19 protein-coding genes are annotated in these 21,100 nt (G+C 60.5%); 8 read left to right on the top strand and 11 right to left on the bottom strand.

The genetic code is table 11. From position 1 onward, the window contains the following. Nucleotides 1–77 precede the first annotated feature (77 nt). Both ASB65_RS15140 and ASB65_RS15135 read left to right on the top strand, forming a co-directional pair. Entirely contained in the window at nt 78–764 is a 687-nt protein-coding gene (locus tag ASB65_RS15140; RefSeq protein WP_060724485.1) for a GNAT family N-acetyltransferase, read from the top strand. Continuing rightward, on the top strand, nt 757–981 hold the full coding sequence (locus ASB65_RS15135) for a hypothetical protein (protein WP_060724484.1): 225 nt from the start codon (nt 757–759) through the stop codon (nt 979–981). Before ASB65_RS15140 ends, ASB65_RS15135 begins: the two co-directional genes overlap by 8 nt. A 20-nt stretch (nt 982–1,001) precedes the next feature. Here the strand turns inward: ASB65_RS15135 and ASB65_RS15130 are convergent, their stop codons facing one another. The 3 genes from ASB65_RS15130 to ASB65_RS15120 form a co-directional block, all read right to left on the bottom strand. After that, nucleotides 1,002–2,045: a nickel/cobalt transporter gene (locus tag ASB65_RS15130; protein ID WP_060724483.1), complete on the bottom strand. Its 1,044-nt coding sequence runs from the start codon at nt 2,043–2,045 to the stop codon at nt 1,002–1,004. Then, entirely contained in the window at nt 2,039–2,680 is a 642-nt protein-coding gene (locus tag ASB65_RS15125; RefSeq protein WP_060724482.1) for a DUF1007 family protein, read from the bottom strand. Before ASB65_RS15125 ends, ASB65_RS15130 begins: the two co-directional genes overlap by 7 nt. 107 nt (nt 2,681–2,787) lie before the next feature. Next, nucleotides 2,788–3,966 (bottom strand): hypothetical protein, encoded by a 1,179-nt coding sequence (locus tag ASB65_RS15120; RefSeq protein ID WP_060724481.1) that lies wholly within the window; start codon nt 3,964–3,966, stop codon nt 2,788–2,790. Between the two features lie 269 nt (nt 3,967–4,235). Between ASB65_RS15120 and ASB65_RS15115 the strand changes: the two genes are divergently transcribed. The 3 genes from ASB65_RS15115 to ASB65_RS15105 all read left to right on the top strand — a co-directional run bounded on the left by ASB65_RS15115 (nt 4,236) and on the right by ASB65_RS15105 (nt 7,103). Then, nucleotides 4,236–4,523 (top strand): hypothetical protein, encoded by a 288-nt coding sequence (locus ASB65_RS15115; protein WP_003505460.1) that lies wholly within the window; start codon nt 4,236–4,238, stop codon nt 4,521–4,523. A gap of 539 nt (nt 4,524–5,062) precedes the next feature. Further along, entirely contained in the window at nt 5,063–5,710 is a 648-nt protein-coding gene (locus ASB65_RS15110) for an outer membrane protein (protein WP_060724480.1), read from the top strand. A gap of 211 nt (nt 5,711–5,921) precedes the next feature. Next, a complete protein-coding gene (locus ASB65_RS15105; protein ID WP_060724489.1) occupies nt 5,922–7,103 on the top strand; it encodes an MFS transporter in 1,182 nt (393 codons plus the stop codon). Between the two features lie 187 nt (nt 7,104–7,290). On the opposite strand, the gene ASB65_RS15100 is transcribed toward ASB65_RS15105, so the two are convergent. The 3 genes from ASB65_RS15100 to ASB65_RS15090 all read right to left on the bottom strand — a co-directional run bounded on the left by ASB65_RS15100 (nt 7,291) and on the right by ASB65_RS15090 (nt 10,711). Beyond that, entirely contained in the window at nt 7,291–8,283 is a 993-nt protein-coding gene (locus ASB65_RS15100; RefSeq protein ID WP_003505463.1) for a WD40 repeat domain-containing protein, read from the bottom strand. Nucleotides 8,284–8,690: 407 nt separating this feature from the next. Continuing rightward, a complete protein-coding gene (locus ASB65_RS15095) occupies nt 8,691–9,797 on the bottom strand; it encodes a CobW family GTP-binding protein (protein WP_060724479.1) in 1,107 nt (368 codons plus the stop codon). A gap of 113 nt (nt 9,798–9,910) precedes the next feature. Further along, the gene (locus tag ASB65_RS15090; RefSeq protein ID WP_060724478.1) at nt 9,911–10,711 is read right to left on the bottom strand and encodes a creatininase family protein; all 801 of its coding nucleotides are present in this window, start codon (nt 10,709–10,711) and stop codon (nt 9,911–9,913) included. 79 nt (nt 10,712–10,790) lie between these two features. Between ASB65_RS15090 and ASB65_RS15085 the strand changes: the two genes are divergently transcribed. The 3 genes from ASB65_RS15085 to ASB65_RS15075 all read left to right on the top strand — a co-directional run bounded on the left by ASB65_RS15085 (nt 10,791) and on the right by ASB65_RS15075 (nt 13,782). Continuing rightward, nucleotides 10,791–11,300, top strand: coding sequence for a MarR family winged helix-turn-helix transcriptional regulator (locus tag ASB65_RS15085; RefSeq protein WP_060724477.1), 510 nt, complete (start codon nt 10,791–10,793; stop codon nt 11,298–11,300). A gap of 133 nt (nt 11,301–11,433) precedes the next feature. Next, complete coding sequence (locus ASB65_RS15080) at nt 11,434–12,456, top strand: LacI family DNA-binding transcriptional regulator (protein WP_003505469.1); 1,023 nt, start codon at nt 11,434–11,436, stop codon at nt 12,454–12,456. 363 nt (nt 12,457–12,819) lie between these two features. Further along, nucleotides 12,820–13,782, top strand: a complete 963-nt coding sequence (locus ASB65_RS15075; RefSeq protein WP_060724476.1) for a 2-hydroxyacid dehydrogenase — start codon at nt 12,820–12,822, stop codon at nt 13,780–13,782. A 229-nt stretch (nt 13,783–14,011) separates the two neighbouring features. Here ASB65_RS15075 and ASB65_RS15070 read toward each other — a convergent pair whose 3' ends face one another. From ASB65_RS15070 to ASB65_RS15050, 5 genes are all read right to left on the bottom strand, one after another. Further along, nucleotides 14,012–15,139 carry a Gfo/Idh/MocA family protein gene (locus ASB65_RS15070; RefSeq protein ID WP_060724475.1) on the bottom strand — a complete coding sequence of 376 codons (1,128 nt, stop codon included), beginning with the start codon at nt 15,137–15,139 and terminating at the stop codon, nt 14,012–14,014. Between the two features lie 232 nt (nt 15,140–15,371). Next, nucleotides 15,372–16,184: a 5-deoxy-glucuronate isomerase gene (gene iolB / locus ASB65_RS15065; RefSeq protein WP_060724474.1), complete on the bottom strand. Its 813-nt coding sequence runs from the start codon at nt 16,182–16,184 to the stop codon at nt 15,372–15,374. A gap of 186 nt (nt 16,185–16,370) precedes the next feature. Further along, entirely contained in the window at nt 16,371–17,279 is a 909-nt protein-coding gene (gene iolE / locus ASB65_RS15060) for a myo-inosose-2 dehydratase (RefSeq protein WP_003505474.1), read from the bottom strand. Between the two features lies 1 nt (nt 17,280). Then, the gene (iolD, locus tag ASB65_RS15055; RefSeq protein ID WP_060724473.1) at nt 17,281–19,107 is read right to left on the bottom strand and encodes a 3D-(3,5/4)-trihydroxycyclohexane-1,2-dione acylhydrolase (decyclizing); all 1,827 of its coding nucleotides are present in this window, start codon (nt 19,105–19,107) and stop codon (nt 17,281–17,283) included. Then, entirely contained in the window at nt 19,104–21,020 is a 1,917-nt protein-coding gene (locus ASB65_RS15050; RefSeq protein ID WP_060724472.1) for a bifunctional 5-dehydro-2-deoxygluconokinase/5-dehydro-2-deoxyphosphogluconate aldolase, read from the bottom strand. The genes iolD and ASB65_RS15050 overlap by 4 nt, the downstream gene beginning before the upstream one ends. Between the last annotated feature and the right edge of the window lie 80 nt (nt 21,021–21,100).

The raw sequence follows: 21,100 nt of genomic DNA, 5'->3' as shown, positions 1-21,100 counted from the left end.
CCCATACCCACCCCACATGCACTGTTGTCATCCCGCCCCGCTTGCCCTAATCCTTCTCCCAGCAAATGGGGAAGAGAATGCGCGATCTGAGTGATTTTAGGGGATGTCCGGCGCCGCAGCCGGTGGTGCTAAAGGGCCGTTACGTCACGGCCGAGCCGTTTGATCGCGAAAAACACCTCGCAAGACTCTGGTCAGCCCTTGGCGGCGAGGGTACCAATGCGCTTCTCAAATATTTCCCGCAAAACGCCTTCCCTGATGCCGACGCCTTTGGCGAATGGCTCATTGGCGCGGGGCAGAAGCTTAACTGGGTCACGCTGGTCTTCGTGGAAAATGCCAGTGGCGATATCGTCGGCATGGCGAGCTATATGCGGCCCGATCCGGCCAATGGCGTGGTCGAGGTCGGTTCCGTCGCCCATGGCGCGAAGATGAAGCGCTCTCCTCTTGCCACCGAGGCGCATTACCTGATGGCGAAACATGTGTTCGAGGATTTGGGGTATCGCCGTTACGAGTGGAAATGCCACAATGAAAACGAACCTTCCAAGATCACGGCGAAGCGTTATGGCTTCACCTTCGAGGGCGTCTTCCGCCAGCACATGATCTCGAAAGGCCAGAACCGCGATACGGCGTGGTTTTCGATGATCGACGGCGAATGGCCGCTGATCGGCAAGGCCTTTGAAGCGTGGCTTTCGCCGGAGAATTTTGCAGCCGACGGGGTGCAGAAGCGCAAGCTTGAAAATATCCGCGCGGAGCTTGCCAATGCCTGAAAAACCGACATCGGGGAAAAAGGACTGGTCGCCGGCAATTGCCGCCGCCCTCATCATCGTCGGTTTCGGGCTCGTGTTCTTCGTCATGCCGAAGATCATGTTGTGGCTGGGTGATTATTCGCCCTGGCTCGCCGCCGCTTTCGGTTCGGTTACCGTGCTGTGTTTCTTCCTGCTGTTCTGGTTGCGTGCACGCTACCAGCGCCGCCGCGACGGTTAGGGCATTTTACTGGACACGCTCTAGAGCTGAAGCGAAGCGCCGAGCAGCAGCAGTCCCATGATCAGCACGAAAAGCGCGCCGGCGATTTCGATCGCGTGGCTGATGCCGGCCGCCTTGCGGCTGCCGGGGCCGGCGAAACGCACGGCGAACCCTTTGGCCGAGACGGCCATGATGGCGAGGGCCGACACCGTTATGGCGGGGCCGAGCGGCATGGCAAGCCCGGAGAGCACGCCGCCGAGATAAAGCCCGTTCAGAAGCGCGAAGCTCATGACGATGATCGCGCCCGAGCATGGCCTGAGGCCGACCGCGATGATGGCCGACCATGCTTCATGCAGGCTGAAGTTCTTGCCCTTCAACAACATGGGGTCGGGCGCATGGGATTTTCCGCAGGCGTTGCAGAGATCGCCGGTGCCGTTATGCTCATGATCCGCGAAAACCGGCTTGCCCTGAAAGCGTAGCCCCGTGCCCATGCCGGTGGTTCTGCCGGCCGTGGCTTCACCCGCCGTGGCAAAGACGGGGACGGGTTCCCGCCGGATGCGCAGTGACCAAAGCTTCCGCACCAAGAGCCAGGCGCCGAACAGCGCCACCATGGCGAAGCTGGCGATCTCCATCGCCTGCGTCGCCTTGGTCATGGTGATGGAGGTGCCGCGCAGCACCAGCCAGGCGGCCCCAACTAGGCCGATGGCCATCAAACCCTGAATGAGGGCCGAGACGAAAGAAATGAGAATGCCGCGCTTCAGTTGCGTTTCATTGGCGATCATGTAGGAAGAAATGACCGCCTTGCCGTGGCCGGGACCGGCGGCATGGAAAACGCCATAAGCAAAGGAAAGGCCGATCAGCGAGCCGAGCGCCCAGCTGTCCTCGCGCATGGCCTTCAACGCACCGGTCAGCGCCCGGTAAAACATCTGCTGGTGCACGTTGATCCATTGCATCAGCGGCGCAAACGGGCCGCCGACGGAAAAGGAAGGCTCGGCCGAGCCGATGCCGAGCGGCGACTGCGCATGGGCGACACCAGCCACGGCGATGAGGCCGATGGCGACAAGGCGTGCCCTGCGGCTCAGCATGAGACCTCCAGCCGGGTGGCGAAGAGCTTGGTCATGTCGGTGCCGGTCGGATCGTTGAAAAAGGCGTCGGTCAGCGAACCCTGGTTCTGCGAGATTACCTCGTCGGGATCGGGGCGGACGATATGATGCTTGCAGGCATTCAGATCCTTGCCCTGCGTCGCGATATCGCTGTCCTTGGCGAAATCGATCGCCGTATACATGGTCGGATCCCAGGCGCCGAAGCTGAGCTTGCCCTTGACGGCGAGCGGCTTGGTCGGCTTCACGGAGAAGAACATCAGGATCTGCTGGTCCTTGTAGTCCACGTGAATGGCGTCGGGCTTGGAGAACTCCACCGGTTTTCCATCGGCGGTGATGAAGGTGTAATAGGAATATTCGGCGAGCGATTCCAGCACTGTATTGCCGATCTCGGCCAACTCGTCCTTGTCCAGCTTCAGATCGCTGTTCTTGTCGTAATCCATCACCACGCTTGCCGAAAACATCTCGTCGAAACGCCAGATATTGCGCACTTCCTGAACGGTGCCGTTCGGCCCCTCGACGATTTCCATGCGGGCTTCGGCAAAGATGTGCGGATGCGCAGCCGCCGCGACGGGAACGCAGGCGAGGCCGGCCGCGAGGAGCAAAAAGCGTCTGTTCATTATCCGGTCTGTCCTGCCTTCGAATCTTTAAGACCCGACTCTAGCAGAAATTGGGACCGAATTTCGACCTGATGCGTCTGATCCTTCGCGCGGGCCGCCAAGGGATTTCAGAAGGTGCCGCTGAAACGCGAGGTGATGCTGGAGCCGCTATAAGCGAGGTCGGTCTCGCGCTCACCATGCAGCAGGCGGTTGAACTCCAGCTCCAGCTTGCTGTTCTTGCCGGTATCGAAGGACAGCGTGGCGACCAGCCTGCGCTCGCTGGTATCGTAATTATAATAGATCCAGTCCTTGTGGACCCGGTTCAGGGCAAGATCGAGCCCGACCTTTTCGGTGAGCCTGCTTTTCACGACGAGTTGCCAGCGACGGTGAAACTCGGCGATCGGATCATCCGGATCGAAAAGCGCATAGTCCTGCGAATAGCCGACGCCGAAGGCGATGCGCTCGGTGGCCTTCACCTCGGCTTCGGCCCGAAGATAGGGCCGGGTACGCTTTACCTGGTCGCTGATCTCGTCACCGGAAATGGATGTGAAGCCCGCCTCGGCCAGAACCGCGAAACGATCGGAGAACTTGTAACCATAGGCCAGCGAGCCGCGCAGCGTATTGGCAGGGAAACGTTCATATTTCTCCTGCTGCCCCTCGGGCACGACGATATGGTCATAAGCAAGCGTCAGGCCCGCCTCGCCGCCGGCCAGCGGCCGCGCATGTTCGGCCTTCAGCGATAAAAGCGCCTCGTTTGCCTCCAGCCGTGTGGGCATGAAATAGGCCGGACGGAACCGCGCCTTGCCCTTCATCAGGCTGGCAAAGCTTGCCGTCAGCGTGTTCTTGCCGCCGAGCGCAAGGATGCCGAGCTGGGAAGAGGCCTCCAGCTTGTGATCGAGCTGCCGGTAACCAATGTCTTCTTCGGGTAGATGCAGGAAGATGTCGCCGGCATCGCTGCGGGTGCCGCGCAGCTCGATGGCCCATTCCAGCTTTTCGGAAAACCGTTTCGTCAGCCCCAGCGCCGCGATGGTGTTGTGTTCATTGGCGAAGCGGTAACGGGGGAGGCGGACCTCCTCGTGTTCGAGCGAATAACGCAACTCCGCACCATCAAGCACGACCTTGCCGTTGAGCCCGAAGCCGGCACGCAGCGAAATTGCACTCAGCCTGTTGGTGTCGGCGAAATAATTGGTGTCATAAGCAATACCGGACTTATAGGTGACATTATGCTCATCGGCTTTTTCACCCGCCCACGCGCCGCAGGCGCAGGCAAGGCCGAGAACAAGTGCGATATATCCCCCCAGCCGCATTCGCATCTCCGGTCGCTAATTAAGCAATATCTTATATTTGGATGGTTAATAAAGTCTCCGCGCCGTTTTACTTTCGTAGCCGAAATTCAGTGCGCCAGTACCGGAATAGAGGTGGCGGATTCCATAAGAAGATATGTAAAATTATATTAAAATCACCAGTATTAAAGTTAACTGTTTATTCTAATATTAGCCTTTGCTTGAATTAGAATCCTCTAAATATACAGTTCAGTTACGCCAGATGGCGTGATCAAACAAACGAGGAGAGAGAAATGATTGCAAAGTTCGCTTGTGTAGCCGCTATTCTTACTGTCGCTTCCGTTGGTCAGGCCAATGCGGGCGGTCTTCTGGGTGGCATCCTGTCCGGCAACAGCAACAAGGGCGGCGCCCTTGTCGTCGTCTCGCCCAGCATCGATCTCGGCGTCAGCGGCATCCTGTCCAATAACGGGATTTTGAACGGCAACAAGACCGGCATCCTGAACGGCCTGCTGAACGGCAACAAGACGTCAGTCGATGTCATCGACAACAAGAATGACGGCGGCAAGAAGCGCCGGCACTAACTGAAATTTGGAACGGGATGGCGAAACCATCGGGCTTTTCTCCATCCCGCTCCAACGGGACAGCTCGAAAATCATCAGGGATTTTCGACACAGACGATGCGCAGCGCATAAGCCGGCAATGATCCTCGAGTTGCGTGTGTTTGACGCATGGCGTTTCCGGCAAGAACAAACGGCGCATCGCATGACTGGAAGGGGGCCTTGCGGCCCTCTTTTTTTTAACCGTGTTACCGACATGGCGGCCCCGCACAAAAGTGCCTGACGACCACTACTCATGATGGTTTTGTGATGTCGTGAGAGCCCTTTTGCGTCAGGGCGGACGCCGTGTGAATGTCCGCGTAAATTCCGATTTATATTTGGTAAATATTGCAGATATTAATCGAAATACGCTCCATGGCGGTGTTTTTGCCTAAGCTATTTACGCGATTTTAACCATGACGTTCTTCAATCTGTGGGTGTGCTAACCCCATGATGCTGCGCTTCTGGTCGCGAAATACTCGCAGCCCGCAGGTGACGGGATGTTATTTTCAAGGAGCTATCGCATGTTGAAACAATCTCTTCTCGCGCTCGGCCTGCTCGGCGTTCTCTCCGGCGTGGCCGCTGCCGCCGACGCCGTCGGCGACATTCCGTCCGCACCTGTTGTCAACGACGTTGCGCCTGCCTTTTCCTGGGATGGTGTTTATCTCGGTGCGTCTGCGGGTTACGGCTGGAACCGGGTCAAGTCGACGACTTTTGGCGTCACCACCAAGCATGAATTTGACGGCGGCCGTTTTTCCGGCTTCGCAGGCTATAATGCCGAAGTTGCCCCTTCCGTCATTCTCGGCGTCGAGGGTGATCTCGGCTACGCTTGGGGCGACAAGACCATTGTCACCAGCGAAGTTTCTGCAGGCCTGAACGGCTCTGCGCGTCTGCGCGCCGGTTACGCAATCGACCGCGCGCTGATCTATACCGCCGCCGGCTACACCGCGACGGACAGCGAAGTCAAAGCGCCGTTCGGTGAGGACAGCAAGGTCCTGCACGGCTGGACGGTTGGCGCAGGCGTCGACTATGCCTTCACCAACAACCTGTTTGGACGCGTCGAATATCGTTACAACGACTTCGGCAAGGCAACCTACCATACCGGTCCGATCACTTCGACCGGCGATGTCAGCGAACACGTCGTCAAGGTTGGCCTTGGCGTGAAGTTCTGACGGTTATTCCGTTTTCGACAGGGGGCGGCGCAGCGTTGCGACGCCCCACACACCTGATGCGGCGATGCTGGCATCGGTACAGCGGACGCTGAAGACGTTCCGCAGGAAATCAAAACGCACATTGCCTTTAGCGCAGGCTTGAACAACGGGCCGTTTTGATGTGATGGTGGGTCCCAATCCACTCCCGCTTGCCAGTCTCCAGTCGACTCCCATGCTACAGAAAAGCACTTCGCCGGGCGCTTTTGACCGTCAGGCCTATTTGATCGCGTTGCTGGTTTTCATCGCCGGCAGCACCAATGCCGCCATCGTGCCGTTTATCGGTTTTTACATCATTCAGGTGCTCGGCCATCCGCCGGCGACGCTCGGTCTCTACAGCGTGACGGCGATGGTGGCCTCGATCGTCGCCAGCCGTCTTTATGGCGAGCGGGTGGACGCCGGCGTGCGGATCAAGCCGCTGCTCATGCTGTCCATTGCAGGCGCCTTCGTGGCGGCGGCAGCCGCGAGTTTCGGGCATCTGGCGCTGCTGGTGGCGGTAACGGCGACGGGCATGGGGCTTTCCAACGCCGCCACTACCCTCGTCTTCAGTTATGGCCGGTATCACGGCCGGGTGGAGGCGCTCGATACCACCGCTTATAATGCCTTCCTCAGAATGATGGTGTCGCTGGCCTGGATGCTGCTGCCGGCCGCAGCCTTTCTGATCGTCGATTTCGCCGGCGCAAAGGCCGTCTTCGTGAATGCGATGTTGATGGCGGCCATCTGGGGGGCGCTTGCGCTTGCCATCGTGCCGCGTGGCCAGACCTGCCCGATGGAGCGGCGGGATGAGGGCGGGGCCCATGCGGGGCGCAACCTGCCGCTGCTGATGGCGGCGACGGCCAGTTTCTGCATGTCTTTCGCCCATGCTCTCTGCGCCTCGGCCCTGCCGGTATTTCTGGTGCGCGAGGTGGGCCTGCCGGATTATGCGCCGGGCCTGTCGCTCAGCGTCAAATGCGCCATGGAAGTCCTGCTTATCCTGCTCGCGCCGAGGGTCATGCGCCGGATCAGCGCGCGGCTGCTTCTGAGCATCGCGGCGGTGACGGCGATCGCTGCCTTCAACATCATCGCTTCGGTCACGACCCTGCCGGCCATGCTGGTGGGGGCTGCCATGGAAGGTTCCTATTACGGCCTTTTCGCCGGCACATCTCTCACCTTCGTGCAGGGCTTTGCCCGCGGGCGCACGGCGCGGGCGACGGCGCTCTACATGAATTCGATCTTTCTTGCAGCACTTTTTGCGGTGCCGCTGATGGGGTTCGTGTCGCAATATGCAAGCTTCGGCACCTCGATCCGGCTCGCTTCGGTCGGTGCGGGTGCTGCGCTGCTGCTCTTGTTTCTGACGCGGCGGCAGGTGGCGGATTAGGGTGTTCGGCGCAGGTAGGGAGGATTTCATCTGGCCTTGCGGCCCGATCATCCCTCATTCCTGTGCTTGTCACAGGAATCCAGTCAGCCCAAGTCCTTGGGCTGAAAAAAGAGGTCTCTCGCCGCGCAGACGCGCGTCGGCTGGATTCCTGTGACAAGCACAGGAATGAGGGGCAGGGTGTTGGCCCTCACGCCGAAATATCGATGATCCCGCAATCACCCGCTTCCGAGGCGAAGGCGAGCAGCTTGCCGGTGGCGCTCCAGTCCATGGCTGTAATGGCGCCCTTGCCGGGGCGGCGAAGCAGGGCTTCCTTGCCGTCGGCCAGGCGCACACCGAGGATCATGCCGTCGATGAAGCCGATGGCGAGCACGTCTTCCACGGGGTGGAAGGCGACATTGGTGACCATGATGTTGGCGCGGCTGCCAAGTTCTTCCGGAGCCTTGCCCATCGGGCCGTCCTTGCCGGCGAATGGCCAGACAATGGCGGCTGGCGCACCTGATGAGGCGAGCCATTTGCCCTTTGCCGACCAGGAGATGGATTTCACCTTGGCGGGATAACCGGTCATGCGCATGTGGCGGGCTTCCATGCCGCCCTTGGTCGCTTCCATCTTCCAGCCATGCAGGGCATTTTCCTGCATGGTGGTGACGAGGAACTTGCCATCGGGCGAGAAGGTGACGCCGGTATGCGCTCCCTTCCATTCCAGATCGACCGGATCGCCCGCACTTGCCACCCAATGCAGCGTCACGCCGTTATAACGGGCGACAGCAATGCGCAGACCCTTCGGCGCGAAGGCGATGGCCTCCACTGTGCGCTCTTCCTTGAATTCCTTGACCGTACCGTCGGATAGCCGCACGAAGCTGGACTTGCCGACGCCATAAGCCACTGCCTTCTGCGGCCCGCCGGCAACGACGCCGACCCATTTGCGCGGCACATTGGCGAGCTCGCTGATGCTGCCATCATGGCCGATGCGCAGCACACGGCCGTCTTCGCCGCCGGAAAGCAGCGTGGCGCTGTAGGGATCGCGAATGCAGGTCAGAAGCCCGTCATGCGCCTGCGTCACCTTCTCGCCGCCATCCAGGCGGTGAATGGTGCCGGCGGCGGTGGCAAACAGGGGAATGTCGCCGAGAAAATGGGTCGAGACCACGTGGCCTTCGATATCAAGCGGGGCAACAGTCGGCATAGGGCATCGGTCTTTCGTATCTGTGTCTGGTGGGGCGACGATGTCGACCCCGGCGGCAGGCATGGTTCTAGAGCATTTCCGGCAAAAGCGGAACCGCTTTTACGTTCGCACGATTCGTGAAATCAAGGAGATAGACCGCTTTGTAGTCGAGGAATCCACGGCATACGGCACCATGATTTTACAGGACGTGCATCTCCCTGTCCCTCATTCCTGTTCCCCGGGACAAGCCCGAGGATGTCACAGGAATCCAGCCGACGCGCGTCTGCGCGGCGAAAGACTCCTCTCAGCCCAGGGACTTGGGCTGGCTGGATCCCTGTGACAAGCACAGGGATGAGGGGCGGTGAGCGCATCCGAATGACGGAGGCGGCGTCACCCCGGCGCAACGCCGGGGTACCGAAGAGAGAGGATCAGGCCGTGGCGAGGCAGGCGTTGAAGCTCTTTTCCAGCTTTTCGCGGTCCAGTTCGCGGCCGATGAAGACGAGGCGGCTTTCGCGCTTTTCGTCTTCCTTCCACGGGCGCTGGTGATCGCCCTCGATGATCATGTGCACGCCCTGCACCACGTAACGCTCCGCATCACCCTTGAAGGCGATGATGCCCTTGAGGCGCAGAATGTTCGGGCCGTCTGTCTGGGTGACCTTCTGGATCCACGGGAAGAACCGCTCGGGGTTCATCTCGCCGCCGCGCAGCGAGACCGACTGCACCGTCACGTCATGGATCGGGGAGGCCGCGCCATGGTGGTGGTGATCGTGCCCATGGTCGTGATCGTGATGCCCGTGATCGTGGTCATGGTCATGATGATGGTGGTCGTGGTGATGATGATCGCAATCGGGGCCGCAGGCATGATCCTCATGGCCGTGCTCGAGGAAGTGCGGATCGTTTTCCAGCGCGCGCTCCAGATTGAAGGCGCCCTGATTGAGAACCCGGGCAAGATCAACACCGGAACGGGTGGTCTTGTAGATGCGCGCGGACGGGTTGATGGCGCGGACGATATCCTCGATGCGGGCCACTTCCTCAGGCGAAACGAGGTCGGTCTTGTTGACAACGACGACATCGGCAAAGGCGATCTGGTCTTCAGCCTCGCGGCTGTCCTTCAGGCGCAGCGGCAGGTGCTTGGCATCGACCAGCGCCACAACGGCGTCAAGCTCGGTCTTGGCGCGCACATCGTCATCCATGAAGAAGGTCTGGGCGACGGGCACCGGATCGGCAAGGCCTGTCGTTTCGACGATGATGCCGTCGAAACGGCCGGGCCGGCGCATCAGGCCTTCCACGACGCGGATCAAATCGCCGCGCACCGTGCAGCACACGCAGCCATTGTTCATTTCGTAGATTTCTTCATCAGACTCGACGATCAGATCGTTGTCGATGCCGATCTCGCCGAATTCATTGACGATGACAGCGTATTTCTTGCCGTGGTTCTCGGAGAGAATGCGGTTGAGAAGCGTCGTTTTGCCGGCGCCGAGATATCCCGTCAGGACGGTGACTGGAATGGGCTTGGCTGGTGCTGTTTCGGTCATGGAAAACCCCGCGTGGAGAGAGGCTATCAAGCCTCAGGAAGATGTGTCGTCGTCCATATAGGCGCGACGCCCTGGCAGTTCAAAGAGATTTTGGCCGAATTCGGCCATGTCACTCAAATTTTGTTATAAAATAACGTTATGTCAAAAGCGTGGATATCTTCAAGCAGTTCGACAAGGCCATTCACAGCGTGGGAAATCAGCCTTTCGCCCTTTTCCGCTGTCGCGGCGGCGGCGTTTCCGGCAGCCCCGTCAGGGTTGAGATCGCTCATCAACCAGCCGAAGGCGTGTGGGCCATAGGCGCGCAGGTGTTTGAAGCGGCTGGCGAAATCGCTCTGGCGGGAGGCGAAGCTGGCGGCCTTTTGCATCGCCACCCGCTCGGGGTGAAGCGCCAGCATGACCGATGTCTCGATATCGCCGCCGTGAATATCGATCGCCTTGTCCTCCGGCTTCACGATATCGGCCGGCACGCCGAAACGGGTCCAGCTTGTGGCGACCGCCAGCATGCCGAAACGGGCGCGGGCCTCGATGGCGACAATGGTCATCAGCGGTGAATTGCCGCCATGGGCGTTCAACATCACGAACTTGCGTACGCCCTTTTTATATTCCGCCTCGGCAATGCCGAGCCAGCGCTCGATGGCCTCATCGTAACGCAAGGTCTTGGTGCCCGGCACATTCATGTGTTCGATGGAATATCCGACCGGTTCCACCGGCAGGAGGGAGACGGGCAGGTGGCCGGGCAGGGCGGCGGCGAGACGGGCGACAATGCCTTCGGCAATCAGCGTATCGGTCTCGAAGGGCAGGTGAGGCCCGTGCTGTTCATGCGCGCCGAGCGGCAGCACGGAAATTGCACCTGTTGCGCGAAGATGAGGGTCTGTTACGTTTTCGTCGTGATAATGCGTGTATGAGTTTGGCATCTGGCAGTCCGCACGTGTATTCGGTAAGGATTTCCAGCAACATATATCGGTTCCGCCACAGGGTAAAAGGCACTCGCATATGAGCAAGGACAAATCCGGGCATAAGGACAAAGGCGCCAAGAAGGAAAAGGGCAGCAAGAAGGTAAAGGACGCCAAAAAGAGGGATGAGAACTTCAACCCCGAGGAACTGGCGCAATCCATTACCCAGGCCGCCCGCTCCATGCGCACGGCGCTGAGCCACAGCCTTGCCGAAAGCGGGCTTTATGCCGGGCAGGACGGCGTTATCCTGGCGCTGGCGCAGGAAGGCAGCCTCACGCCGGGGCAGATTGCCCAGAAACTCGGCGTAAAGGCGCCCACCATGACGCGCACTATCGGCCGCATGGAGGCCCAGGGTTTCGTGGAACGCAGCGGCGACGACGAGGATGGCCGCGTGACGCTGGTGAAGTTGACGGAAACGGGCCTGAAAAGCGTCGACCACATCAACACCTCGATAGCGGATTGCGGAGCAAGGGCGATAGAGGGGCTTTCGGCCAAGGATATTCGCAACGTTGTTAAACTTCTCAAGGCAATCGACGCCAATCTTCAATAATCTTGTTGAAATTTTTAAAAGAACCATCTGTTTTGTGGCTATTCCTTAAACGGGTTGCGGATTTTGTTTAAATTGTTTAATTGCAATTTAAACGGAGACATCCGTCAGTGACACGCGTTTGGGGAGGAATGCCGTGGCCCAAAAAGTCAAACTGTCTACGATTGCCGAAAGCCTCGGTCTTTCGACCGCCACCATTTCCCTTGCATTGCGCGATAGCCCGCTGGTCGCTGCCGATACGCGGGACAAGATCAAGGAACAGGCGCGGGCGCTGGGTTATATCTATAACCGCCGCGCCGCCAGCCTGCGCACCTCGCGCTCCGGCATTGTCGGCGTGGTATTCCATGATGTGATGAACCCGTTTTACGGGGAAATTCTCAAAGCCATTGAAAGCGAGCTGGACCGCAGCCGCCAGACCTTCATTCTTTCCAATCATTATGATTCGGTGGAAAAACAGCGCACCTTCATCGAGACGCTGCTGCAGCTCGGCTCGGACGGCATCATCATGTCGCCGGCCATCGGTACGCCGATCGAGGACATGACGCTGGCCGAAGAAAACGGCATGCCTGCCATTCTGGTCGCCCGCTCCATGGACGGTGTCGATATGCCGACCTATCGTGGCGATGACAGCTACGGCATTTCGCTCGCCACCAACCATCTCATCAGCCTCGGTCACCGCACCATCGCCATGGTTGGCGGCACCGACCAGACCTCGACCGGCCGTGACCGTTACCAGGGTTACGTCAATGCGCTGCGCAAGGCGGGCATCGAGGTCGATCCGAACCTGCGCATTCCCGGCCCCCGCTCCAAGCAGGGCGGGTTTGAAGCGGCGGTGCATTTCCTGTCGCTGCCGCAGAAGCCGACCGCCGCCGTCTGCTGGAACGATCTTGTCGCCATCGGCCTTATGAACGGCATTTCCCGCGCCGGTCTGGTGCCGGGTGTCGATATCTCGGTAACCGGCTACGACGATCTGGAGGAAGCGGCGATTGCCACGCCGGCGCTGACCACCGTTTCCAACGGCCAGGCCGAGGTGGGGCGCTTAGCGGCCCGCGCGCTGCTGGACAGGCTGGCGGGCAGCCATGAGCCTGACGGCATTCACCTCATCAAGCCGGAAATGCGCATTCGGCAATCGACCGGGCCGGTGCGGCCGCGGGTGTGAGCTCGTTTGCGACTCTGAGCCGGCTGACCGCGCGCCCATAGCCGTCGTCGGCGTTTCCTTCCCTCGTCATGCCGGCCTTGAGCCGGTATCCAGCCAGCCCAAGTCCTTGGGCTGAAAGGATTGTTTTCGCCGCGCAGACGTGTGTCGGCTGGATTCCGGCTCGAGGCCGGAGTGACGAAGCTATATAGCGACGCCGCAAAAAAATCGGCATGAAACTTCCGTCTGCCCCCATAGCATCCCCTTATTGCCCTTTTCACGGCTGCCGTTGTTTGAAAAGATCGCCGCCCAGAGGAGTGGTATGGCGAGCAGTTCGCTTGAAAGCCACTCCGGCTATCGGAATGTTATCAGGAGGAATATCCGCTCATGTCTGACAAAAAGGCCGTCGTTCTCGTTCCCGGCAAGATAAACCCGCGCGTTCTCGAGCGCCTCGAAGGCAAGGTCGAGATCCTGACAGTGCCTGCCGGCGCCGAGCCGGTTCTGCCTGAGGGTGCGGCTGAGCGCATTAATGCCATCGCCGTTTCCGGCGTCGTCAACGCCAAATGGATCGATGCGCTGCCGAAGCTCGAGATCATCGCCAATTTCGGTGTGGGTTATGATGGCGTGGATGCCAAACATGCCGCCACGCGCGGCATCGTGGTGACGAATACGCCAGATGTGCTGAACGACGAAGTGGCCGATACGACGATTGCGCTGTTGATCAACACCGTGCGCCGGCTCTATCAGGCCGAAACCTGGCTGCGTGACGGCAAATGGGTTGGCGAAGGGCCGTTTGCCCTCTCGCCATTTTCGCTGCGCGGCCGCAAGGTTGGCCTGTTCGGCATGGGTCGCATCGGTCAGGAAATCGCCAAGCGGCTGGAGCCCTTCAAGGTGGAGATCGGTTACCACACCCGCAGCAAGCGGGATGGCCTCTCCTATACCTATTACGGTTCGCTGAAGGAGATGGCGAAAGCTGTCGACATCCTGATCTGCATCGTGCCCGGTACGCCGGAAACCCATAAGGCGATCAACGCCGAAATCCTGACGGCGCTTGGGCCTGAGGGCGTGTTCATCAATGTCGGGCGCGGCTCCAGCGTCGATGAGGATGCGCTTCTTGAAGCGCTTAAAAGCGGTGCTTTGGGGGCTGCCGGTCTCGACGTGTTCTATGCCGAGCCGAAGGTGCCGGAAGCCTTCCTGTCGCTGCCGAATGTCTCCCTGCTGCCGCATGTTGCCTCCGCCTCGGTTCCGACGCGCAATGCGATGGCCGATCTCGTGGCCGACAACATTCTCGGCTGGTTCAAGGATGGCACGGTGCTGACACCGGTGCCGGAAACGCCGGTGAAGGGGTGAGGTTCCGGCGATACTATGATGGGCTGCGGGAGACAGCCCATCCAGGTTTCTAAGAATGCGCCAACCTCTCATCCGTCATCCTCGAGCTTGCCCCGAGGATCCACAAGCCGTTGCAGTCGATGGATTCTCGGGGCAAGCCCGAGGATGACGTCGAGTGCAAAGGTTCAATGGTCATGTCCGAGAACGGAGAGAGGGCTCGGCGTCACCTAGGACGCTTTTACGCCAACCCCTATTCCGCAATCTCCTCCGCCGTCACCCAGCGCCCTTTGGCAAACGACCGGGCCATGGCGTGGATGCTGCGCTCGATCTTCAGCCCTTCTTCGAAATCGATGATATGGGCCTTCTTTCCCTCGATCGCCGCTATCAGTTCGCGGCATTCGATCACTTTCAGATCATTGAAGCCGAGGCCGTGGCCGGGGGCGGGGATGAAGCGGTCATAGGGCTTGTGGTGGGGGGCAGCGAGGATGGTTCTGAAACCCTGCTCCTCGGGGCGTCCATCCGTGGTGTAGAGCTGGAACTCGTTCATCCGCTCCTGGTCGAACAGGATCGAGCCGGTGGAGCCGTAGATCTGGATGGCGATGCGGCCCTTGCGGCACCAGGCCGAACGATTGGCGATTAGCACGGCGGAAATGCCGCCTTCGAGTTTCAGAAGCACGCTGGCAAGATCGTGTGTTTCCACAGCGCGTTCACCACCACCTTGCAGGGGGCGGGTTTCGTAGGGCTTCACCATATCGGTGATCGCGCTTTCGGCGTGGCCGAACAGGGCAAAAAGCAGCGACAGCGGGTGAACGGCGAAATCATCCAGCGCGCCGTAACCGGAGGACGCCTCGCTCTTCCAGTAAAAGGGCTGGGTGGCATCGGCCATGAAGTCCTCATCCATCTCGGCGCGGACATGGTAGACTTTGCCGATCACGCCTTCGTCGATCAGACGGCGTATGTGGCGGATGACAGGGTTCTGGATGTAGTTGTAGCCCATCGCCGCCGCCTTGCCCGACCGGCGGGCCGCATCGCGCATCTTCACCGCGTCAGTAAAGGCGGGCGCCATCGGCTTTTCGCACCAGACATGCTTGCCGGCCTCAAGGGCGGCAATGACCATGTCCGGATGGAACGCATTCGGCGTGGTGACCGAGATGACGTTGATCTCGGGATCGGACAGCAGATCGCGCCAGTTGCCGGTCGAGCGGGCAAAGCCGAACTCGGCCGCCTTTTTTGCTGCCAGTTCAGGATTGACTTCCGCCAGCGTCACGAGGCGCGGGCGCTCCACATCGCCGAAGACGCTGGTGACGTTGTTCCACGCGAGCGCGTGGCATTTGCCCATGTAACCCGTGCCGATAAGGCCCACGCCAAGAGCGGCCATGGTATTCTCCTCCCGATAGTTTTATAATGAAATCAATTCTTTGGATGCATTTGTTTCGCTCCAAGACAGTCTCGAAACGTACCTCCGCGCGCGCCCTCATTCCTGTGCTTGTCACAGGAATCCAGCCGGCGCGCGTCTGCGCGACGGAAAGACTTCTTTCAGCCCAAGGACTTGGGCTGGCTGGATCCCTGTGACAAGCACAGGGATGCGGCGGCGGCGGAATATGCCTGCCTTACGGATTATCCCGCTTGAAAATCCAGTCGTGATCCGGGTGGTTCTTGAAGCGCCATTTGCGCATCGGCCCCGCCATCACGTTCAGATAATACATCTCGTAACCGTAGGGCGCGCCGCAGGGGTGATGGCCCTTCGGGACGAGCACGACATCGCCATCCGAAACCGCCATGGTCTCGTCCAGAGAGCCGTCTTCGGTGAAGACGCGCTGGAAGCCGAAACCCTGCGCCGGGTTCAGCCGGTGATAATAGGTCTCTTCCAGATAGGTCATGTCGGGGTAGTTATCCTCGTCATGCCGGTGCGGCGGATAAGACGACCAGTTGCCTGACGGCGTGAAGACCTCCGTTACCAGCAGGCTGTCGGCCACGTCGCGCTCTTCCATGGCAATGGGGAAGATATAACGTGTATTGGCGCCCTTGCCGCGTTCGGTCAGCTGCACACCGGCGGGGCCGATCTGCTGCGCCTCGCGGCTGCCTTTTTCGCCGGGTGCGGTGCAGACGCCGACGGTGCAATCACTCGTGGCCGTCAGCGACCAGTCAGAGCCGGCGGGAACATAAAGGCAATGGGGCGGCTTGCGCTCGAACACATTCATGCGGTCGCCGAGTTCGCCGAAGTCCTTGCCATCAGCGGAAATCGTCGCCTTGCCTTCTACCAGCACGAGGATGACTTCCGTATCGCCGGTCTTCTCCGCCGCCGTTTCGCCCGGCTTCAGGCGGTAGAGGCCGAAACCGACATAACCCCAATCCGCGCTTTGGGGCGTGATATCGTGCACCTTGCCGCTTGTCGCGACCGGCTTGCGCAGAAGTGAGGTCATGGTGATGTTCCTTTTTGGTCAGTCGTTCGTCGGTTCTTGCCGTCTCGTCACCCCGGCCTTGAGCCGGGGTCCAGCCGGCGCGCATCCGCGCGGCGGGGAGAGTCTTTTCAGCCCAAGGCTGGCTGGATACCGGCTCAAGGCCGGTATGACGGGTGGAGTAGGCTGCCTCGCTTTCCGTGGTTCAGTTCAGGCAGCCTGAGCCTTGTCCAGCCCCGCCTCGCGCGCAAAAGCCTTCAGCGATTTCAGTCCAAGGCTCTGATACTCGAACGGATTACGCACATCAGGATCCTGCTCCGCTTCGATCACCAGCCAGCCGCTGTAATTGTGTTCGGCCGCCACTTTCAGCACCGGCGGAAAATTCACGCCGCCCTCGCTGTCGCCGGGCACGGTGAACACGCCGCGGCGAACGCCTTCGAGGAAGGAGAGCCGCTCGCCCCGTACCTGATCGGCAATGGCAGGGCGCACGTTCTTGGCATGGATATGGCCAACGCGACCCATGTATTTCTGCGCGACGCGGACCGGATCGCCGCCGCCGAACAGGCAATGGCCGGTATCGAGCAGGAGATGTGTCTTCGGGCCGGTGTGTTTCATCAAGAGGTCGATCTCCTCTTCGCTCTCCACCACCGTTCCCATGTGGTGGTGATAAACGAGGGTGATGCCCTGTTCGGCGGCAAAGGCGGCCAGCGCTTCGACCCCGGCACCGAACGACGCCCAGTCCTCGGCCGCAAGGCGCGGACGGTCGACCAGCGCCTTGCTGTCATCGCCGTGGATGGCGTTGGAGGTTTCGCAGACGATGATGACCTTCGAGCCCATGGCCTTCAAGAGATCAAGCGCTGGCTGCATGGCCTTCTTTTCGGATTCGATGTCGTCGGTCAGAAGGTTCAGCGAATGCCAGCCGGAGACGAAGGAAAGGCCACGCGGCGAAAGCACCCCCTTCAGGCCTTCCGGGTCGGTCGGAAATTTGTGGCCCTTCTCGATGCCGTCAAAACCGATCTTTGCGGTTTCATCGAGGCACTGTTCGAGGCTGATATGCGCACCCAGCGTGCGGTCGTCGTCGTTGGACCAGGCAATCGGGTTGGTTCCGTAACGGATCATCTTACTGTCTTTCCTTGACATGGTTTTCATAACGGGCGCGCGCATCGGCAACCTCAGTGCGCTCGGAGGTTTCAGGCACCGCGACATCCCACCAGTGACCGCCGGCGCGCGGCGTCGGGTAAGGATCGGTATCGATGACAATGACGGTCGTGCGGCTGGAGGCGCGGGCGGCGGCAAGCGCCTCTTCGAGTTCGGCGATGGTGGAGACCTTGCGCGAATCCGCTCCCATCGAGCCGGCATGGGCCACGAAATCGATAGCGATCGGGTTGACGTTGGTGTGGGCGTAGAGGTTGTTGAACTCCGCGCCGCCGGTTTCCATCTGCAGTCGGTTGATGCAGCCGTAACCCCTGTTGTCGGTAATGACGAGCGTGATCTTCACGCCCATGGCAACCGATGTCGCAAGCTCGGAATTCATCATCATATAGGAGCCGTCGCCGACCATGACGATCACGTCCCGGTCCGGTTCCGCCATCTTGATGCCGAGGCCGCCGGCCACCTCATAACCCATGCAGGAGAAGCCGTATTCCATGTGATAGGAGAGCGGCAGCTTGGATTTCCACAGCTGGTGAAGCTCGCCCGGCATGGTGCCGGCCGCGCACATGACAACGGTGTTGTCACGCGACTGGCGCTGCACCGCGCCGATGACCTGCATGTCGGTGGGCAGGCTGTTCACATGTTCCTCGCCCGGCGCCGCCGTATCGGCATCGGCCTCTTCGAACCATGCCGCCTTGAGGCGGGCATCCGGCGCTGCAAAACGGTGGTTGCCGAGGGCGGCGGAGAGCTTTTCAAGCCCGATCTTGGCATCCGCCGTCAGGCTGATCGCATCGTGCTTGGCGCTGTCATAGGGCTGAACATTGAGCGCCAGGATCTTGCGGTTGGGGTTCTTGAACAGCGCCCAGGAACCGGTGGTGAAATCCTGAAAACGCGTGCCGACGCCGAAGACCAGATCGGCCTTCTCGCTGATGATATTGGCGCTTTCCGCACCGGTGACGCCGACCGGGCCGAAATTGAGATCATGGTCCCAGGCGAGCGCCGATTTGCCGGCCTGCGTTTCGACGACCGGAATGGAATGGGTTTCGGCAAAGCGTTTCAGGGTCTCCGTTGCGCCGGCAAAATGCACGCCGCCGCCGGCAACGATGATGGGGTTTTTCGCCGCCTTCAGGGCGGCGACTGCCTCTTCGAATTCCACGACATCCGGCTCAGGACGGCGCTGGCGCCAGACCCGCTTTTCGAAGAAACTTTCAGGGTAATCATAGGCTTCCGCCTGCACATCCTGGCAGAAGGCCAGCGTGACGGGGCCGCAATCGGCCGGATCCGTCATGGTGCGCATGGCGCGGGGCAGGGCTGTCAGCAACTGTTCGGGCCGCATGATGCGGTCGAAATAACGGCTGACCGGACGGAAGCAGTCATTCACCGTCATGGTGCCGTCGCCGAAATCCTCGAGCTGTTGCAGCACGGGGTCGGGGCCGCGATTGGCAAAGACATCGCCGGGGATCAAGAGAACCGGGAGGCGGTTGACATGAGCGAGCGCTGCCGCCGTCACCATGTTTGCCGCACCCGGGCCGATGGAGGAGGTGACCGCCATGGCGCGGCGGCGGCGCAGCTGCTTGGTGTAGGCAATGGCCGCATGCGCCATGGATTGCTCGTTCTGGCCGCGATAGGTCGGCAGTTCGTCCCTGATGCCATAAAGCGCTTCGCCGATGCCGGCGACATTGCCATGGCCGAAAATGGCCCACATGCCGGCGATATAGGTTTCGCCATGTTCATTCATCTGCGCTGCCAGGTAACGAACCATGGCCTGCGCAGCCGTCAATCTGATTGTCTTCACGCTGCCTCTCCCTTTTTGGCGCGCGCCTCATCCCAAATACGGCACAGGCTGGTATAACGCTGCGCCATATCCCTGACCGCATCCTCGTCGGTCATCTTGCCGGAAAGCCAGCCGCGGGCGGCGTCGGCAAATATCGTGCGGCCAACGGCGAAACCTTTGACCAGATCGAAACCGGCCGCAAGGCGGAAGCTTTCTTCCAGCTCGCTTTGCGGTGCATCGAGACCGAGAACGACGATGCCCCGCACGTAAGGATCGTTGCGATGCACGGCGTCGCAGGCGTTCTTCCATGCCGCGCGGGTCTTCATCGGTTCCAGCTTCCACCAGTCGGGGTAAACGCCGATCTCGTAAAAGCGCTCGATGATGCGGGCGGCGGTGAGATCATCGGTCGGGCCGACTTTGGAGGGGATGACCTCCAGCAACATTTCCAGCCGGTTGCGACGCGCCGCCTCGAACAGGCGCATCACGGTCTCTTCCTGCGCGCTGCGCATCTCCTCGGTGTCATCGGGGTGATAGAAACACAGAACCTTGACGACGTTTTCAAGCGGCCATTCGGACAACCCGCCGAAATCCTTGCCAAGATCGGGTTCCAGCGTCAGCGGGCGCGAGCCCGGCCATTCCACCGGACGGCCAATCCAGAGGCCGGAACCGCTGGCGGCAAACAGCGCATCGCGGCCAAGGCGGCCATCGCAGAGAATGCCATAACCCGCCTCGCCACCGGAAACTTTCTGCGCTGCCTGAAGGCAGAGCTTCTTGAAGGCGCCGATCTGCTCGTGCTTGACGCCAAGCTCGTCGGCGATGGCCTCCAGCTGCATGCGATGATCGAAGGCGAAGACGCGCATCGTCTCCCAGTCGCCCTTGCGATTGGTGGACCAGTGTACCTGCTCCAGCGCCTCGTCCTTGCGCAGCGCCCTGTTGCGAATGCCGGCCTTGAAGAAATATTGCAGCTCTTCCCAGCTCGGATAGGCCGGGGTGCAGCCATGACGGGAGACGGCGAAAGCACCGCAGGCATTGGCGTATTTCAGCGTCGTCGGCCAGTCTTCGCCGCGCAGCCAGCCACGGAACAGCCCGGCCATGAAACCGTCACCCGCACCCAGAACGTTGAAGACCTCAATCGGGAATCCTTCGCCCGTCTCGCCATCATCGAGGCTATCGGGAATAGCGCCGGTGAAGACGACGGCGCCCATCGGTCCGCGCTTGCACACCAGCGTCGCATTCGAGACCTTGCGCACGGCGTTGAGTGCCGTGAGCGTATCGGTGGAGCCGCCCGCGATGTGGAATTCCTCTTCCGTGCCGACGATCAGATCGAACAGATGCAGGGTGGATTGCAGCTTGGCGGTAACCTTCTGCGATTCCACGAAACGGCTTTCGCCGTCGCCATGGCCGGCCACACCCCAGAGATTCGGGCGGTAATCGATATCGAGCGCGGTCTTTGCGCCATTTTCGCGGGCGAGTTTCAGTGCTTTCAGCACTGCCGCTTCCGTTTTCGGATGCGACAGATGCGTGCCGGTGGCGCAGATGCAGCCTGCCTCGGCAATGAAAGCGGGATCGATATCGTCTTCGCTGAGCGCCATGTCGGCGCAGTTTTCACGATAGAAGATCAGCGGGAACTGGTTCTGGTCGCGAATGCCGAGCAGCACCAGCGCGGTCAGCCGCTCCGGGTCCGTCTTCACGCCGCGCACATCGACGCCTTCGCGCACCAGCTGTTCTCGGATGAAGCGGCCCATATGCTCGTCACCGACGCGGGTGATGACGGCGCTGTTGAGCCCCAGGCGCGCCGCGCCGGCGGCGATGTTGGTGGGCGAGCCGCCGATATATTTGGCAAAGGAGGCCATGTCCTCCAGACGGCCGCCAACCTGCGAGCCGTATAGATCGACAGACGAGCGCCCGATCGTGATAAGATCAAGTTTTTTCAAAAGCTTCCTCCTTAGCACCGCGCTTTTGCGCGGTGTGCCTCATGGTGTCGGGCGGATCAGGCAATCATGCCGCCACCTAT

The organism is Agrobacterium tumefaciens str. B6, from assembly GCF_001541315.1.
Taxonomy (GTDB): Bacteria; Pseudomonadota; Alphaproteobacteria; order Rhizobiales; family Rhizobiaceae; genus Agrobacterium; species Agrobacterium radiobacter.
Note: the sequence above shows the minus strand (reverse complement) of the source record. Positions and strands in the feature narration are given on the sequence as shown.

Bases quoted from the DNA above. Each gene is read 5' to 3' on its own strand.
- ASB65_RS15115 (WP_003505460.1), top strand. From the start codon at position 4,236: ATGATTGCAAAGTTCGCTTGTGTAGCCGCTATTCTTACTGTCGCTTCC.
- ASB65_RS15130 (WP_060724483.1), bottom strand. From the start codon at position 2,045: ATGCTGAGCCGCAGGGCACGCCTTGTCGCCATCGGCCTCATCGCCGTG.
- ASB65_RS15070 (WP_060724475.1), bottom strand. From the start codon at position 15,139: ATGGCCGCTCTTGGCGTGGGCCTTATCGGCACGGGTTACATGGGCAAA.
- ASB65_RS15110 (WP_060724480.1), top strand. From the start codon at position 5,063: ATGTTGAAACAATCTCTTCTCGCGCTCGGCCTGCTCGGCGTTCTCTCC.
- ASB65_RS15140 (WP_060724485.1), top strand. From the start codon at position 78: ATGCGCGATCTGAGTGATTTTAGGGGATGTCCGGCGCCGCAGCCGGTG.
- ASB65_RS15120 (WP_060724481.1), bottom strand. From the start codon at position 3,966: ATGCGGCTGGGGGGATATATCGCACTTGTTCTCGGCCTTGCCTGCGCC.
- iolB (WP_060724474.1), bottom strand. From the start codon at position 16,184: ATGACCTCACTTCTGCGCAAGCCGGTCGCGACAAGCGGCAAGGTGCAC.
- ASB65_RS15085 (WP_060724477.1), top strand. From the start codon at position 10,791: ATGAGCAAGGACAAATCCGGGCATAAGGACAAAGGCGCCAAGAAGGAA.
- ASB65_RS15125 (WP_060724482.1), bottom strand. From the start codon at position 2,680: ATGAACAGACGCTTTTTGCTCCTCGCGGCCGGCCTCGCCTGCGTTCCC.
- ASB65_RS15105 (WP_060724489.1), top strand. From the start codon at position 5,922: ATGCTACAGAAAAGCACTTCGCCGGGCGCTTTTGACCGTCAGGCCTAT.
- ASB65_RS15075 (WP_060724476.1), top strand. From the start codon at position 12,820: ATGTCTGACAAAAAGGCCGTCGTTCTCGTTCCCGGCAAGATAAACCCG.
- ASB65_RS15095 (WP_060724479.1), bottom strand. From the start codon at position 9,797: ATGACCGAAACAGCACCAGCCAAGCCCATTCCAGTCACCGTCCTGACG.
- iolE (WP_003505474.1), bottom strand. From the start codon at position 17,279: ATGATCCGTTACGGAACCAACCCGATTGCCTGGTCCAACGACGACGAC.
- ASB65_RS15135 (WP_060724484.1), top strand. From the start codon at position 757: ATGCCTGAAAAACCGACATCGGGGAAAAAGGACTGGTCGCCGGCAATT.
- ASB65_RS15090 (WP_060724478.1), bottom strand. From the start codon at position 10,711: ATGCCAAACTCATACACGCATTATCACGACGAAAACGTAACAGACCCT.
- ASB65_RS15100 (WP_003505463.1), bottom strand. From the start codon at position 8,283: ATGCCGACTGTTGCCCCGCTTGATATCGAAGGCCACGTGGTCTCGACC.